The sequence below is a fragment of the Clostridium sp. YIM B02551 genome (assembly GCF_022324735.1).
GTDB lineage: Bacteria > Bacillota > Clostridia > Clostridiales > Clostridiaceae > Clostridium_T > Clostridium_T paridis.
In genome coordinates, this window is sequence record NZ_JAKGTF010000001.1 from 37,592 (window position 1) to 53,288 (window position 15,697).

Here is a 15,697-nt window from a genome sequence, read left to right on the forward strand (position 1 = left end):
AAATTTTTTTGACTTTTTAACTGTTTTTTTTATGTGAATTAATCAAAGGATTTATGAGTATAAATTAATATGTTAATTAATAGCAATAAAATTTTAAGGAAATTTTAATTAGACATTGATGTAATTAGGTTTTATAATGAAATTTGAGTAAACATAAAGGAGTAGACGCATGGGAATTGATTTTATTTTTATACTTAAAGCTATTGTTATAGCTATTGTAGAAGGTATTACTGAATTTATACCAATATCATCTACAGGACATATGATTTTAATTGGAGAACTAATTGGCTTTAATACATCGCAAACAAAAGCATTTTCGGATATGTTTGAGGTAGTTATTCAACTAGGAGCAATTTTAGCCGTTATAGTTTTATATTGGAAAAAGATTTACACAACTGTAATTGAATTTTTTGTATTTGCTGCAACAAGAAAACAAGAAGCAAAAAGAGGCTTTAATTTTTGGCTAGCGGTATTAATAGGTACTATACCTGCTGTTATATTAGGACTTAAATTTAATGATTTTATAGAAGAAAAACTTTTTTCAGCTAAAACTGTATCATTCGCATTTGTTGTTGGTGGTATATTACTTGTTTTAGTTGAGAACTACTATAGAAAAGACTTGAGGAAGAGTAAAAGAATTACTAAGGACATTGATAAAATAAGTTTTACCCAAGCAATAAAAGTAGGTGTTTTTCAATGCTTAGCTATGTGGCCAGGAATGTCAAGAAGTGCCTCAACAATAATGGGAGGATGGATCTCAGGACTTTCAACTTCTGTGGCAACTGAGTTTTCATTTTTCTTAGCTATTCCAGCTATGATTGGAGCATCATTATTAAAATTAATTAAATTTGATTTTTCAATAATGAATAAAACTTATTGGATAGCATTAGTTATAGGCTTTATAGTTGCATTTTTAGTAGCTCTAGTAGTAATAGAAATGTTTATTAACTTCTTAAAGAAGAAACCTATGAGAGTATTTGCAGTATATAGAATAATTGTTGGACTTGTTTTAGTAGGTTTAGCTTTTGCAGGAATTATTAAATAAAAAATGAATATTTAAACTGGACTGCTGACTAAATGTTGGCAGTTCTTTTATTTTCCTATATAATGTTAAATGTTATAGCTTGAGTTAATAAATTAATATATTAATTTATTTAAGTTATAATAATTAATAAAATAGATAAATTTAGTTTAAAAACATAAAAAAATTGGGAGTTGAAGATATGTACATAGCATTTGGTAATCAAATTATTGATAGTAAAGATACTATATATAAAATTGAAAATAATTCTGAATTTAAAGTTGTTAAAGACATGAGCAAAGGTTCAAAAAGGGATGATATTTTAGCTCTAAACTTAAGCATATCAATAGATATACTAAAAGAAATGATGGAAGATGATGAAATCAACATAAATGAGTATAGTGAAGAAGAATTATTTGAAGAATATCTTACATTAGCAGAAGAAATCGCAACAGATTTAGAAGAATATATTCCAGAAGAATCAATTTTAGATATTAGGGCGTATAAGTGGGATGAATCTGATAATGACATTAAATTAGTTATTGCAGTAACTCATGAAGAGGTAGGAGAAAAGAAACTAAAAGATATAATGAAAAGATTATTAACTCAAGTAGAGTAATAATCTAGGTAAAAATATTTATTAAATTACATTGAATATGAGTGTATTTTTAAGCAAGTATAAATAATTTATGGGATGAGTAATTTATGAGAAAATAAAGTTACTCATCCTAATTTTATTTTCAAAAAGTATATATTTATATAAAATGCAAAATTGTATTTTATTAACATAAAAAAAGCTTTTAACTTTCTGAATATTATGATATCATTTAATTGTGGTAATTATCTGAATATTTTGCAAACGTTTAGCATTTTTTGTCGTTTGCATTAATATAGCACAAGAAAGTCGTTAAATCAAAGCACTTTCCGTGAGAGTATTAATTTTAGAACGATCCGCAAGGGTAGAGGAGGATTATAATGTCACAAGAAATTAAAAAAATAGCATTACTAACAGGAGGCGGAGATTGCCCAGGATTAAACGCTGTAATTAGAGCGGTAACAAGAACAGCAATTTTGCAGTATGGTTATGAGGTTATTGGTTACAAATTTGGGTATCGTGGTTTATATAACAACGATTTTGTTCCACTAACATTAGAAAGTGTTTCAGGAATTGAACATAAAGGTGGAACAATACTATACAGCTCTAATAAAGATAATCTTTTTGATTATTTAGTTAATGAAGACGGTAAGATGGTTAAAAAAGATGTTTCAGATGTAGCAGTAGAAAACATGAAAAAAGAAGGCGTTGATGTTTTAGTTGTTATTGGAGGAGATGGAACACTTACATCTGCTAGAGATTTCTCAAGAAAAGGTGTAAATGTAATAGGTGTACCTAAAACAATAGATAATGATTTAGCAGCAACTGATGTAACCTTTGGTTTTAATACTGCCATTAGTATAGCAACTGAAGCTTTAGATAGACTTCATACTACAGCAGAATCTCATCATAGAGTAATGTTACTTGAAGTTATGGGAAGAAATGCAGGGTGGATTGCTTTAGAATCTGGAATAGCTGGATCAGCGGATGTAATCTTATTACCTGAAATTCCATATGATATTAATAAGATAGTAGAAAAGATTGAAGATAGAAAGAAACATGGAAAACCATTCTCTATTATAGTTGTAGCTGAAGGAGCTAAATCAAAAGATGGAGAAGTGGTTGTAGCTAAAATAGTTGAGGATTCTCCAGATCCAATAAGACTTGGAGGAATAGGTAACAAGTTAGCAGGAGATATAGAGAAAATCATTAAGGAAAATGAAGTTAGATGTACAGTATTAGGACATCTTCAAAGAGGAGGAACAACATCAACTTTTGATAGAATTCTTTCAACAAGATATGGTGTTGCAGCTGCAGACCTAATTAAAGAAGGAAAATTCGGTAATATGGTATGCTTAAAAGGTGATGTAATATCATGTGAAACTCTTGAAAATGTAATTGGAGCAAATAAAAATGTAAATCCTGATGGTGAACTTGTAACTGTTGCTAGAAAGATAGGTATTTCTTTTGGAGATTAATATGGGTTAAGTTAACTTATTGATTAATACTTTGTAGTAATTGCAAGATTAGAATTTACTAACAAGTATAATTTAAGTTTTTTGTTTAAACCCTTAATGAGAGCACTAATTCCATTGGGATTAGTGCTCAAAATATTTACTCAATATACAAATTATTAAAATACTTCAAAATTTTCTGAAAACGTGGTATAATAATCTTACAAAAACATAATGTAATGAAAGCTGGAGGGTATTATGAAAGAGATAAAAAAATATTTAGAGTCTAGAATAGGTAATTACAGTTTTTATTTTGAAGATTTACATTCTGGATATATGTATAGTTATAATGAAAACGTTCAAATGGTTGCGGCAGGCTGTATGAAGTTACCTATAGCTGTATCTCTTGTGAAAGCTGTTGAAGATGGAAGATATACTTTCTTAGATAAAATTAAAATAGAAGGAAAAGATAAAGTTTATGGAACTGGTATAATTCATGAATTCGGAGAAAGAGAATATACAATTTTTGAATTATTAGTTGCAATGTTAATTCAAAGTGATAACACTGCTGCGAATAAAATAATAGATTTAGTTGGAATGGATAGAATAAATGAAAATATCAAGGAAATGGGACTTAGAAACACAGTTCTAAATAGAAAAACTGCTGATGAAAGAACAGAAAAAAGCGATTTAGAAAATATAACTTCAGCTTATGATCTTTCAATGATATGGAAGCACCTTTATAATGCTACTTATTTAAATAAAGAAAATAGCACTATGATTGTAGATATATTAAGAAGACAACAAATTAAGAATAAACTTGCTTTATATATTTCAGATGATTTGAAATATGATATATCATCTAAAACTGGTGATAAGAAGGGTGTAGAAAATGATACTCAGTTAATTCAATTATCAAAAGGTAACTTTGTGTTTACTGTATTATCAATGGAAATACCTAACAGTGTATACGGAACCATAACTCTTGCTAAGTGTGGCAAGATGATGTGGGATAATGTAATGAATAATTGGCATTAAGCCATGAAAGATAGATAACTCCTAGGTTCTAGGAGTTATTTTTTTAGGAATTATACTATGAGTTATTAATGATAATAAATATAATATATAATTAAAATAGTGGAAAGTTTTAGTGGGTTGAGCAGTTATGCTAAGGAGTAAAGTATATGAAGACTAAAAAATATGTTATCTACTTATTAATTATTATTTTACTATTCGTTTGTTGCGTAGAAATAGGTTTGAAAACAACCGTAGGGAGCAATATTCTTAGTAGGTATGAATGGACGCAGAAGAAAAACCAATTAGAAAATACAGAAATTTCAAAGATTACATTTTATACTGGGGGAATCAATGCTAAAAATGTTGAACTTACTGGTTCTGAAAGGGATAATTTTATAGAGTATTTATTGAACTCAGAATTTTACCGTAGCAATCGGACAGGACAGATAGATGGAGGTATGGCAATTCTCTTAATTCAAAATGATGGTTCTCATGACTCTTTTGAATATTGTGGCGGAGATATTTTTCAAATATCTCATAATGGGAATTTATTTTCAATAAAAAACAAAGAACTTGAAAAAATCCTATTGAAATATAATGTAACATTATAACTGTAATATGCATTAAGATCATTGGAAGATTAGTTTAAAGTAAGGAGAATTTTAAGTTGAGGGAAGCTATTGACGATTATTTATTGGAATTCTGTTAATGCTACTATTAAGAATTATTTATAGAGGTGATTAATTTGAAGAAGATTTTAGTTTCCTCATTTTTAGTATTATTAATTACTTTTAATAACACAGCAAAAGCAGCGGCTGTTTCAATGGCTAATAATATGAAGACTATGATTAACAATCCTTATAAAGAATCAAAGTATTCACAAGAAGAATTATATCAAGATATTTTATTTTCAATGTTAACTCCCTATATACAAAAGGCAGTAGATGACTATTATAGAGAACTTTTAACAGTTACACCAATAGTTGATCCTATGAGTATTAAAATTTTAAGAGTTGATAGACCTAATGGATATAGAACTTTTTATTTTATAATAGAAACGCAGGTTATGCCGTATATTGGACCTCATAATTCTGTAGGTACTGACAATGTTACGATTTCTGTAGGAGGAATAGGTGAGGTAAAGATATTAAAATTTAAACATATTGAAGATCATCCACTACCACCAAATTATTTAAATATTATTAAGAAGAAATTATAATAACATAAGTACTAAATAATGGAATTAGTCGCCACCAATTATTCAAGAGTATAAAAAATATCCTAAGGTCAATAATACTTAAGAGGTGTTAATATGACTAATAAACTTAGAGTAACTAAAAAGCAAATGGCACGCTTAGGCTTAAGGAAAAATGAATCCGGTGATTATGAATATATCGATCCTGAAGAAAAAAATAGATCAAAATATAATCCAGTAAGAAAAGAGTCTAAATAGACTCTTTCTTTACAAATAAGAATAAGGAGAGATGAGATCTTGAATATAAAGTCGTATTTTTTAAATGTAAACATGCTTACTGAAACATTAATAGAAGAGAATCTTAGTGAATTTATAGAATATAGCCTTGAAATACTTCCAGAGATAAAAGGAGTATATTTCATTTACAAAAAAGATACTGAAGAATTAGTGTATATAGGCAGTACATCAGAAAGCGGGAATTTAAAAAATAAGTTATTAGAAAGTATTGAACCAGAGTATGTTAGTGAAACCTTCAGAAATAAGGTTATGGAGGATGTATTTAAAACTACTAGCTGGGTTGAAAATGAGATAGGTGAAGAAAATAAAAATGTAGAATATATATGTAAAGTAATAGAATATATAAAATCAAATTACAAACTTAAGTTTTTACTTTTGCCTAATGAGGTGAAAGAAAATGAAATACTTCTAATAGAGAAAGCTTGTATTTCACTAAAAAAACCGATATATAATGAGCCTTAATATTGCAAAGCTTTTCAATATGCTATATAGTAAATATATATTATCCTGTGTATTGCGATAATAGGAGGGAACCCGATTTGAAAAGATGGTTTTTATTAATTGAAGGAGTACTGTGTGGTACATATAAGGATCAGGAGGAAGCAAAAAAGGATTATAAGAGAGCAAAAGAATGCTATCCATATGATGATCAGTTAGTTGAACTTGCGGAAGTTATTGATTCTACAGCAACTAATAAAACAATAAATGTAAACACAGTTAAGGGCTTCAATGAGACACTTGCTAAGCTAAAAGTTTTAGTAGTGTATAACAGACCAACCATTGCAGTAAATAAAAGAAGAAGAGTTGAAAAAGATTCTAATTCAGACTCTCTTACCTAAAACTATCATTTATATTTTTAATTATACCTAAAAAACATTGACATTTTATGTGATCTTTGATATTCTCTATATAAATTAAAACCTTTAAAGTGATCCAGAGAGGTCGTTAAGGAAGTTATTTTAATGAAGCATTGATAAGATTATTATGCCTTCCTTTATGGAAGGCATTTTTTTTATAAATACAAAACCTTTAAATTAACACAGAGAGGTTAAAAAGGAGGAAATTATGAATAATTTAAAACATCTAATAGATCCAATGGATCTATCTATTTCGGAACTTGAGGATATTTTCAGCTTAGCTAATGATATTATGAAAAATCCAAAGGAATACTCACATCTTTTAAGTGGTAAGATACTTGCCACATTATTTTATGAACCAAGTACAAGAACAAGATTTTCCTTTGAAGCTGCTATGATGAAGCTTGGAGGAAATATACTAGGATTTTCAGAACCTAACTCATCTTCTGTTTCTAAAGGAGAAAGTCTTTCAGATACAATAAAAATAGTTTCAACTTACGCAGATATTATTGCCATGAGACATCCAAAAGAAGGTTCAGCAAAAGTAGCAACTATTTATTCATCAGTACCAATAATTAATGCTGGAGATGGTGGACATCAGCACCCAACTCAAACATTAACAGATCTATTAACAATAAAAAGTCTTAAAGAGAATCTAGAAGGTCATGTAATAGGAATTTGTGGAGACTTAAAGTTTGGAAGAACAGTTCACTCACTTATAAAAGCCATATCTAGATATAAAAATAATAAAATAATCTTAATATCCCCAGAGGAATTGACTATCCCACATTATATAAGGGATGAAATTTTAATAAAAGAAAATATACCATTTATAGAAGTAGAAAGATTAGAAGATGTAATTGATAAATTAGATATTCTATATATGACAAGAGTTCAAAAAGAAAGATTTTTTAATGAAGAGGATTATATAAGACTAAAGGATAGTTATATTTTAGACCAAAGTAAAATGTCTAAAGCTAAAAAGGACATGATAGTTCTTCACCCTTTACCAAGAGTCAATGAGATAGCTCAAGAAGTGGACAAAGATCCAAGAGCATGCTATTTCAAGCAAGCTGAATATGGAATGTATGTAAGAATGGCTTTAATTCTTAAACTTTTGGAGGTGAGATAATGCTAAAAATAACTACTATAAAAAGCGGTGTAGTAATAGATCATATAAGGGCTGGACTAGGAATTAAAATATTTAATTACTTAGAATTAAATAAAGTGGATTATCCAGTAGCACTTATCATGAATGTTACCAGTAATAAATTAGGTAAAAAAGATATTATAAAGATTGAGGATATAAGTATCAAAGACTATACCTTCCTTAAGCTTATATCTCCAAGTATTACAATTAACGTAGTTAAGAATGAAGAGATAGTAGAAAAGATAAAGCCTGAATTACCATCTAGAGTTGAGAATATATTTTATTGTAAAAATCCAAGATGTATAACATCAGTAGAAGCACATATTCCACAAGCTTTTAAACTTACCAATAAAGAAGAAGGTATTTATAGATGTGAGTATTGTGATGAGACAAGTGAATTCTCAAAATTATAGGGGGTTAGGCATGGATTTGTTAATAAAGGCTGTACGAATAGTTGATGAAAGTCATGATTTTGTAGGAGACTTATATATCGAAAATGGATTAATAAAAGAAATTGGTACTTCAATTGATAAAAATGTACAAGAGATTAATGGAGAAGGTTTAACTTTAATGCCTAGCTTTATAGATACACATGTACATTTTAGGGAGCCAGGGTTTACTTATAAAGAGGATATAGAAACTGGATCTAGGGCAGCATTAAAAGGTGGATTTACTTTTGTGAATTTAATGGCTAATACTAACCCAATTTGTTCTAGTAAGGAAGTTCTTGATTATGTATATAAGAGAAATGAAGAAGTAGGGTTAATAGACTTACATCAATGCCTATCTATCACCAAAGATTTTGATGGGAAGAGCATTACACATCTTAATAATTTCCAAGGAAATTTAGTTGTAAAAGCAATATCTGATGATGGAAAAGGGGTTATGGATTCTAAAGTTATGCTAGATGCAATGGGGATAGCTAAAAATAATAATTGGGTAGTTATATCGCATGCTGAGAATCATGAATTTTCAAACATAGACATGAGACTCGCAGAAAATCTGATGACTCTAAGAGATGTTGAACTTGCTAAATATTCAAAAGCTAAACTCCATATGGCACATATATCAACTAAAGAGGCGATGAAATGTGTTATTGATGGGAAAAAAGAAGGGGCAAATGTAACAGCGGAAGTTACCCCTCATCACATTGCATTGAATAAAGACATTTCTAACTATAGAGTTAATCCACCTATAAGAGAAGAGGAAGATAGAAAATACTTAATTAAAGCCATTAAGGATGGTTACGTGGATGTAATTGGCACAGATCACGCTCCTCATGGCAAAGAGGATAAAGAAAATGGTGCACCAGGAATGGTAGGGCTTGAAACTGCTTTCTCAATTTGTTATACAACACTAGTTAAAGATAATGAAATAAGTTTAAAAACACTAAGTAAGTTAATGTCAGCAAATCCTGGTGAGCTTCTTGGAATTAATAAGGGGAGAATATCTCCTGGATATGATGGTGACCTAGTATTAGTGGATTTAAATTCTAAAAATAAGATTAATTCAAATAATTTTGCATCAAAAAGCAATAACACACCATTTGACGGCTTGGAATACTTCGGAGAGGTTGTTATGACAATAAAAGCTGGAAAAATAGCATATAGAAAGTAGGGGGAATATTGAATATAATTGATAGATTATTTAAAAGGGTAGAAGAAAAAGGTGTAGTATGTGTAGGATTAGATACAAGTATAGAGTATGTTCCAGAAGATATTATAAAAAATAGTGCTGATGATGCAGAGGCTATATTTAGATTCAACAAAGAAATCATTGACGGAACATATGATGTAGCTGCAGTTTTTAAGGTTCAAATAGCTTATTATGAAGCACTGGGAATAAGGGGACTAGAAGTTTATAAAAAAACATTAGATTACTTGAGGGAAAAAGAAGCAATAATAATTGCCGATATAAAAAGAGGAGATATTGCAGCAACTGCTAAGATGTATGCTAAGGCACATTTTGAGGGGGATTTTGAGGCGGACTTTATTACATTAAGTCCTTATATGGGAATGGATTCAATAGAACCATATTTGCCATATCTCGTAAAAGGTAAAAAAGGATTATTCCCGCTTGTTAGAACATCAAACCCAGGGGCAAATGACATTGAATTTTTAGATACGACTTTAGAACATAAGGTATACCATGAGGTTGGAGATAGATTAACTAAAATGGGAGAAGGATATTTAGGGGAATGTGGTTATTCTCAAATAGGAGGAGTACTTGGATGTACTCATAGAGAAGAAGCTAAGGAACTAAGAAGTAGATTCTCAAAAATGTTCTTTTTAATCCCAGGCTATGGAGCACAGGGAGGAAAGGCTGAAGATGTAGCACTATACCTAAACAAGGGAAATGGTGGAGTAGTCAATTCCTCAAGAAAAATACTATTAGCTTATAAAGAAGGAGACGGTAGAGAATCTATAGGTTATTATGCCAGAAAAGAAGTTGTTAGAATGAGAGACGAAATCTTAGATGCAGTTAATAAACTTGGTTAGGAGTGGTTTTATGGAATATAGATTAGCAGAGATTATAAGTAATGTTGAAATAAGTCCCAATATTTATAGAATGAATATTGCTGAAAAAAATGAGGTTAAGGCAGGTCAATTCTATATGTTGAAACTAAATGGAAAAACACTCCTACCTAGACCAATCTCAGTATGTAATTGGGATGGTGAAGCAGTATCATTTGTATATGCTGTAGTTGGCAGAGGTACAGAAGAATATGCAAAACTTAGGTCTGGAGATAAGATTTATGTTACTGGTGCATTGGGTAATGGATTTATAACTAATGAGGATCTAGGAAGGGTTGCTATTGTTTCTGGAGGGATAGGAACAGCACCATTTTTACAAGTGGCAAGAGAACTTAGAAGTAACTTCCCAAACATGAAAATAGATTTATATGCGGGTTTTAGAAATGAGATATACCTAAGGGATGAGCTGAATGAATACTGTAATGGAGTTAATATCTCAACGAATACAGGAAAGCATGGAATAAAGGGGTTTGTAACTGATTTAATAGAAATGGACAAGTATGATACAATTTTATGCTGTGGGCCTGAAGTGATGATGAAAAAGGTAGTTGAAATGGCAAAAGAAAAGAAAAAGAGAATATACGTGTCCTTAGAAAAACATATGGCATGCGGAGTAGGGGCATGCCTTGTATGTACCTGCAAGACTAAGGACGGAAATAAGAGAACCTGCAAAGATGGTCCGGTTTTTGATGGAAACTATATAGAGATGTAAGGAGGGTAAATATTATGATGAAAGTAAATATAAATGGTGTAGAATTCAAGAATCCAGTAATTGCAGCCTCTGGTACATTTGGATTCGGAGCAGAGTATAATAATTTTTATCCTGTAAGTATATTAGGAGGAATTTCTTCAAAGGGATTAACTTTAAATCCAAAAGAAGGCAATGATGGAATACGAGTTTGGGAAACCCCAATGGGAATGATGAACTCTGTAGGATTACAAAATCCAGGAGTCAAAGGGTTTATTGAAGTAGAGCTTCCTAAAATGAAAAAATTAGGCACAAATATTATAGCCAATGTTGGTGGAGCAACTATAGAAGATTATGAAAAAGCCTGTGAAATGCTAAATGAAACAGACATAGATATGATTGAATTAAACATATCATGCCCTAATGTTAAGTCAGGGGGAATGGCTTTTGGTATTAAATCAAATGTTGCAGCAGAAGTTGTTTCTAAAATAAAGAAAATAACTAATAAGCCACTAATGGTTAAACTTTCACCTAATGCAGAAGATATAGTTGATATGGCATATTCTTGTGTGAATGCAGGGGCAGATTCCCTATCATTAATTAATACACTAAAAGCAATGGCTATAGATATACATAGGAGAAAACCAGTTTTTAATAATGTAACAGCAGGATTATCAGGTCCAGCAGTAAAACCAATAGCACTTAGAATGGTTTATGAGGTGAGTTCAGCAGTCTCTGTCCCCGTAATTGGACTTGGGGGAATAGAGAGTGGAAAAGACGCTATTGAATTTATAATGGCAGGGGCTAACGCAATACAGATAGGCACAGTAAATTTTTATGACCCTTTAGCAGGCAAGAGAATAATAAAAGAAATGGAAGATTTTCTAATAGCTGAAGGAATAAAGAATATAAATGAACTTGTAGGAATAGCTAAGATTTAAAAATAGGAGGGGTAAAATGGAAGCATATAAAAAAGAATTTATTGATTTTATGATTGAATGTGGAGTATTAACCTTTGGAGATTTTGTTACTAAGAGTGGTAGGAAGACACCTTTCTTTATAAATACTGGTAACTATAAAAAAGGAAGTCAACTAAGTAGATTAGGAGATTTTTATGCAAAAGCCATAAAGGAAAATTTTCATGAAGATTTTAATATAGTATTTGGACCAGCATACAAAGGAATACCTTTAAGTGTGGCTACAACTATATCATTAAGTAAGCTATATGATGTGGATGTAAACTATTGTTCAAACAGAAAAGAAGTAAAGGACCACGGAGATACAGGAATCTTATTAGGAAGTAAAATAAAAGATGGTGATAAGATATTAATTGTAGAAGATGTAACTACAGCAGGAACCTCTATTTATGAAACAATACCAATTCTAGAAGCTCAGGGAAAAGTAGAAGTTAAAGGACTAATTATTTCAGTAGATAGAATAGAAAAAGGTAAGGGAGAAGAGTCGGCACTAAAAGAGATACGCGATAATTTTGGCTTTAAAACATGTGCCATAGTTACTATGGAAGAAGTCGTGGAGTATTTATATAATAAAGAAGTTAATGGGCAAGTTTTAATTGATGATTCTATGAAAAAAAGAATAGAAGATTATTATAAAGTATATGGAACTAAATAAGTTTGTGTAAAAATATGGGTATAGTTTGTTAAATGATTGTCATTTTCAACTATATCTTTTTTATAATTTGTCATTTATGGATAATAATTATTAACAATAAATGAAACTTTTTATCATTTACATAAATCTATTAACTTTTACATACTTATAAGATATAATGAAGTTGTAAACTTCAGGTAGGAGGAATGTGCAATGTTTAAACAATGGGATGAATTCAAGGAAGGTACCTGGCAAGAAAAAATAGACGTTAGGAACTTTATTCAAAAAAATTACACACCATATGAAGGTGATGATAAGTTTTTACAAGGTATTACTGATAAAACTAAAAAGGTTTGGGATAAATCAAGTGAATTAATACTTGAAGAAATCAAAAAAGGCATCATAGATGTGGCAACAGACAGAGTTTCAGGCATAGATAGCTACGAAGCTGGTTACATAGATAAGGAAAATGAAGTTATAGTAGGTTTGCAAACTGATGCTCCACTAAAAAGAATAGTAAATCCATTTGGTGGTTGGAGAATGGTTGAGCAATCATTAGAAGCTTATGGATATTCTATAGATGAAGAAATAGCTGAGAATTTTCCTAAGTATAGAAAGACACACAATCAAGGCGTATTTGATGCCTATACTGATGAAATTAGATGGGCAAGAAGTGCAGGATTATTAACTGGTCTTCCTGATGCATATGGAAGAGGAAGAATAATAGGTGATTATAGAAGAATTGCTCTTTATGGAATTGACTTTTTAATAGAAGAAAAGAAAAAGGATTTAAAAAATCTAAAGGGTGATATGCTAGATGAACTTATTAGAAAAAGAGAAGAAGTTTCTGAGCAAATAAGAGCCCTTGGAGCAATAAAGAATATGGCATTAAAATATGGCGTAGATCTATCTAAGCCAGCAGAAAATGCAAAAGAAGCAGTACAAGCTGTATATCTTGGATATCTTTCAGCAGTTAAAGAAAATAATGGTGCTGCAATGTCTTTAGGAAGAACTTCAACTTTCTTAGATATATACATAGAGAGAGATTTAAAGAGAGGTCTATTAACTGAAAAAGAAGCACAAGAAATAATAGATCAATTCATAATTAAACTAAGATTAGTTAGACATTTAAGAACTCCAGAATATAATGATTTATTTGCAGGAGATCCAACTTGGGTTACTGAATCAATTGGAGGAATGGGAGTAAACGGTAAGACATTAGTAACTAAAAACTCCTTTAGATATTTACATACTTTATCAAATTTAGGATCTGCACCAGAACCAAATATGACAGTTTTATGGTCTGATTCTTTACCAGGAGGATTTAAAAAGTACTGTGCAAAGATGTCTATACTAACAGATTCTATTCAATATGAAAATGATGAAGTTATGAGACCTATATATGGAGATGATTATGCAATAGCTTGCTGTGTATCTGCCATGAAGGTTGGAAAACAAATGCAATTCTTTGGAGCTAGATGTAACTTAGCAAAATCCTTATTATACTCTATCAATGGTGGAGTAGATGAGAAGAAGGGTACAGTTGTTGTACCAGGAGTTGAGAAGATAGAAGACGAAATACTTGATTATGAAAAAGTAAAAGCAAGTTATTTTAAAGTATTAGAATATGTTGCTAAGCTATATGTTGATACTATGAATATAATTCACTTTATGCATGATAAATATGCTTATGAAGCAGGCCAAATGGCTCTACATGATACTGAAGTTGGTAGATTAATGGCATTTGGAATTGCAGGTCTTTCTGTAGCTACTGATTCATTAAGTGCTATAAAATATGCAAGAGTTAGACCAATCAGAGAAAATGGAATAACAGTTGATTTTGAAATTGATGGAGATTTCCCTAAGTATGGAAATGATGATGATAGAGTTGATGATATAGCTGTTGAATTAGTAAATAAGTTCTCAAGTGAGCTTAAAAAACACCCACTTTATAGAGATGCAAAACATACATTATCAGTATTAACTATCACATCAAACGTAGTTTATGGTAAGAAAACAGGCGCAACTCCTGATGGAAGAAAAGCAGGAGAACCATTTGCTCCAGGTGCAAATCCAATGCATGGAAGAGATAATAATGGTGCATTAGCTTCATTAAATTCAGTTGCTAAAATACCATATAATGAAGTGTGTGAGGATGGAGTATCAAATACTTTCTCAATAGTTCCAGATGCTTTAGGTAAGGCAGAGGATGAAAGAGAAGAAAATCTAGTTGGAGTTTTAGATGGATACTTTACTCAAGGAGCTCATCACTTAAATGTTAATGTTTTTAATAGGGAAACATTAATGGATGCAATGGACCATCCTGAAAAATATCCTTCATTAACAATAAGAGTTTCAGGTTATGCTGTTAACTTTAATAGATTAACTAGAAAACAACAACAAGAAGTTATAAGCAGAACTTTCCACGAAAGTTTATAATTAAGTAAAAGATTAAGGGAGGCTAGAATAGGGGTTTACATAAATCCCTACAGCCTCCTATTTTTAAAAGAGGTGATAACATGATAAAAGGAAATATTCATTCAATAGAAACAATGGGATTAGTGGATGGTCCAGGAATAAGAGTTGTGGTCTTTTTTCAAGGATGTGCACTTAGATGTTCTTTTTGTCATAATCCAGATACATGGAATACTAAAGGGGGTACTGAATATACACCCGAAGAGTTAGTTAGAAAAATAGAAAGATATAAAACATATTTTAAAAACTCTGGTGGAGGCGTCACTTTTTCAGGAGGGGAGCCACTTCTGCAACCTGATTTCCTAATTGAAGTACTGAAATTATGTAAATCAAGAGGAATTCATACAACAATAGATACTGCAGGAGTTGGGTTAGGGAAATATGAAGAAATACTTGAATTAGTAGATTTGGTTCTTTTTGATATTAAACATTATGATGCAACAGAATATGAAAAGATTACTGGAAGAAATATAGATGAAAGTTTAAAGTTTTTACATCTAGCAAATAAGATGAATAAAAAGATGTGGATTAGGCATGTTATGATGCCAGGAGTAACGGACAACGAAGAATCAATTAATAAACTTGGAGAAATTATAAGAAGCCTTAACAATGTTGAGAGAATTGAAATTTTGCCATATCATTTGCTTGGAGTTAATAAGTATGAAGCACTTGGTATGAAATATAAGCTTGAATTAATGCCTGCTATGAATAAAAATAGAGCAAAAGAATTAGAAAAGTTGCTAATAGAAGTAAGCAAAAAATAAAAAGAGGCATTGCCTCTTTTTCATTTATCAAATATTAAA

The 15,697-nt window shown here is 30.5% G+C and carries 18 protein-coding genes; all 18 read left to right on the forward strand.

The features are described from left to right. The first annotated feature begins 169 nt into the window (after positions 1 to 169). The 18 genes from L1S47_RS00200 (at position 170) to pflA (ending at position 15,658) form a co-directional block, all read left to right on the forward strand. Positions 170 to 1,045, forward strand: coding sequence for an undecaprenyl-diphosphate phosphatase (locus L1S47_RS00200; protein ID WP_238881276.1), 876 nt, complete (start codon positions 170 to 172; stop codon positions 1,043 to 1,045). Positions 1,046 to 1,223: 178 nt separating this feature from the next. Further along, positions 1,224 to 1,640 (forward strand): hypothetical protein, encoded by a 417-nt coding sequence (locus L1S47_RS00205; RefSeq protein WP_238881277.1) that lies wholly within the window; start codon positions 1,224 to 1,226, stop codon positions 1,638 to 1,640. Positions 1,641 to 1,996: 356 nt separating this feature from the next. Further along, positions 1,997 to 3,094: a 6-phosphofructokinase gene (locus L1S47_RS00210; RefSeq protein ID WP_202767484.1), complete on the forward strand. Its 1,098-nt coding sequence runs from the start codon at positions 1,997 to 1,999 to the stop codon at positions 3,092 to 3,094. Between the two features lie 234 nt (positions 3,095 to 3,328). Beyond that, the gene (locus L1S47_RS00215; protein WP_202767483.1) at positions 3,329 to 4,108 is read left to right on the forward strand and encodes a serine hydrolase; all 780 of its coding nucleotides are present in this window, start codon (positions 3,329 to 3,331) and stop codon (positions 4,106 to 4,108) included. Between the two features lie 146 nt (positions 4,109 to 4,254). Beyond that, positions 4,255 to 4,698 (forward strand): hypothetical protein, encoded by a 444-nt coding sequence (locus tag L1S47_RS00220; RefSeq protein WP_238881279.1) that lies wholly within the window; start codon positions 4,255 to 4,257, stop codon positions 4,696 to 4,698. 134 nt (positions 4,699 to 4,832) lie between these two features. Beyond that, entirely contained in the window at positions 4,833 to 5,306 is a 474-nt protein-coding gene (locus tag L1S47_RS00225) for a DUF3888 domain-containing protein (RefSeq protein ID WP_238881281.1), read from the forward strand. A gap of 93 nt (positions 5,307 to 5,399) precedes the next feature. Then, positions 5,400 to 5,540, forward strand: a complete 141-nt coding sequence (locus tag L1S47_RS00230; protein ID WP_238881283.1) for a hypothetical protein — start codon at positions 5,400 to 5,402, stop codon at positions 5,538 to 5,540. A gap of 39 nt (positions 5,541 to 5,579) precedes the next feature. Next, a complete protein-coding gene (locus L1S47_RS00235) occupies positions 5,580 to 6,041 on the forward strand; it encodes a hypothetical protein (protein WP_238881284.1) in 462 nt (153 codons plus the stop codon). Positions 6,042 to 6,118: 77 nt separating this feature from the next. Beyond that, positions 6,119 to 6,418, forward strand: coding sequence for a hypothetical protein (locus tag L1S47_RS00240; RefSeq protein ID WP_238881286.1), 300 nt, complete (start codon positions 6,119 to 6,121; stop codon positions 6,416 to 6,418). A gap of 226 nt (positions 6,419 to 6,644) precedes the next feature. Continuing rightward, complete coding sequence (pyrB, locus tag L1S47_RS00245; protein ID WP_238881288.1) at positions 6,645 to 7,568, forward strand: aspartate carbamoyltransferase; 924 nt, start codon at positions 6,645 to 6,647, stop codon at positions 7,566 to 7,568. Next, positions 7,568 to 7,999 carry an aspartate carbamoyltransferase regulatory subunit gene (locus tag L1S47_RS00250; RefSeq protein ID WP_202767476.1) on the forward strand — a complete coding sequence of 144 codons (432 nt, stop codon included), beginning with the start codon at positions 7,568 to 7,570 and terminating at the stop codon, positions 7,997 to 7,999. The genes pyrB and L1S47_RS00250 overlap by 1 nt, the downstream gene beginning before the upstream one ends. A gap of 10 nt (positions 8,000 to 8,009) precedes the next feature. Further along, positions 8,010 to 9,203: a dihydroorotase gene (locus L1S47_RS00255; RefSeq protein WP_238881290.1), complete on the forward strand. Its 1,194-nt coding sequence runs from the start codon at positions 8,010 to 8,012 to the stop codon at positions 9,201 to 9,203. A 5-nt stretch (positions 9,204 to 9,208) separates the two neighbouring features. After that, positions 9,209 to 10,084 (forward strand): orotidine-5'-phosphate decarboxylase, encoded by an 876-nt coding sequence (gene pyrF / locus L1S47_RS00260; protein ID WP_238881958.1) that lies wholly within the window; start codon positions 9,209 to 9,211, stop codon positions 10,082 to 10,084. A 10-nt stretch (positions 10,085 to 10,094) separates the two neighbouring features. Then, entirely contained in the window at positions 10,095 to 10,832 is a 738-nt protein-coding gene (locus L1S47_RS00265; protein WP_238881292.1) for a dihydroorotate dehydrogenase electron transfer subunit, read from the forward strand. 14 nt (positions 10,833 to 10,846) lie between these two features. Next, positions 10,847 to 11,749, forward strand: a complete 903-nt coding sequence (locus tag L1S47_RS00270; protein ID WP_238881295.1) for a dihydroorotate dehydrogenase — start codon at positions 10,847 to 10,849, stop codon at positions 11,747 to 11,749. A 16-nt stretch (positions 11,750 to 11,765) separates the two neighbouring features. Then, positions 11,766 to 12,440 carry an orotate phosphoribosyltransferase gene (gene pyrE, locus L1S47_RS00275; RefSeq protein WP_238881297.1) on the forward strand — a complete coding sequence of 225 codons (675 nt, stop codon included), beginning with the start codon at positions 11,766 to 11,768 and terminating at the stop codon, positions 12,438 to 12,440. Between the two features lie 192 nt (positions 12,441 to 12,632). Beyond that, complete coding sequence (pflB, locus tag L1S47_RS00280; protein ID WP_238881299.1) at positions 12,633 to 14,858, forward strand: formate C-acetyltransferase; 2,226 nt, start codon at positions 12,633 to 12,635, stop codon at positions 14,856 to 14,858. An 80-nt stretch (positions 14,859 to 14,938) separates the two neighbouring features. Next, positions 14,939 to 15,658, forward strand: a complete 720-nt coding sequence (gene pflA, locus L1S47_RS00285; protein WP_238881304.1) for a pyruvate formate-lyase-activating protein — start codon at positions 14,939 to 14,941, stop codon at positions 15,656 to 15,658. Positions 15,659 to 15,697 lie beyond the last annotated feature (39 nt).

Coding starts and splice junctions, on each gene's coding strand:
- L1S47_RS00200 (WP_238881276.1), top strand. CDS start 170: ATGGGAATTGATTTTATTTTTATACTTAAAGCTATTGTTATAGCTATT.
- L1S47_RS00205 (WP_238881277.1), top strand. CDS start 1,224: ATGTACATAGCATTTGGTAATCAAATTATTGATAGTAAAGATACTATA.
- L1S47_RS00210 (WP_202767484.1), top strand. CDS start 1,997: ATGTCACAAGAAATTAAAAAAATAGCATTACTAACAGGAGGCGGAGAT.
- L1S47_RS00215 (WP_202767483.1), top strand. CDS start 3,329: ATGAAAGAGATAAAAAAATATTTAGAGTCTAGAATAGGTAATTACAGT.
- L1S47_RS00220 (WP_238881279.1), top strand. CDS start 4,255: ATGAAGACTAAAAAATATGTTATCTACTTATTAATTATTATTTTACTA.
- L1S47_RS00230 (WP_238881283.1), top strand. CDS start 5,400: ATGACTAATAAACTTAGAGTAACTAAAAAGCAAATGGCACGCTTAGGC.
- pyrB (WP_238881288.1), top strand. CDS start 6,645: ATGAATAATTTAAAACATCTAATAGATCCAATGGATCTATCTATTTCG.
- L1S47_RS00250 (WP_202767476.1), top strand. CDS start 7,568: ATGCTAAAAATAACTACTATAAAAAGCGGTGTAGTAATAGATCATATA.
- L1S47_RS00255 (WP_238881290.1), top strand. CDS start 8,010: ATGGATTTGTTAATAAAGGCTGTACGAATAGTTGATGAAAGTCATGAT.
- L1S47_RS00265 (WP_238881292.1), top strand. CDS start 10,095: ATGGAATATAGATTAGCAGAGATTATAAGTAATGTTGAAATAAGTCCC.
- L1S47_RS00270 (WP_238881295.1), top strand. CDS start 10,847: ATGATGAAAGTAAATATAAATGGTGTAGAATTCAAGAATCCAGTAATT.
- pyrE (WP_238881297.1), top strand. CDS start 11,766: ATGGAAGCATATAAAAAAGAATTTATTGATTTTATGATTGAATGTGGA.
- pflB (WP_238881299.1), top strand. CDS start 12,633: ATGTTTAAACAATGGGATGAATTCAAGGAAGGTACCTGGCAAGAAAAA.
- pflA (WP_238881304.1), top strand. CDS start 14,939: ATGATAAAAGGAAATATTCATTCAATAGAAACAATGGGATTAGTGGAT.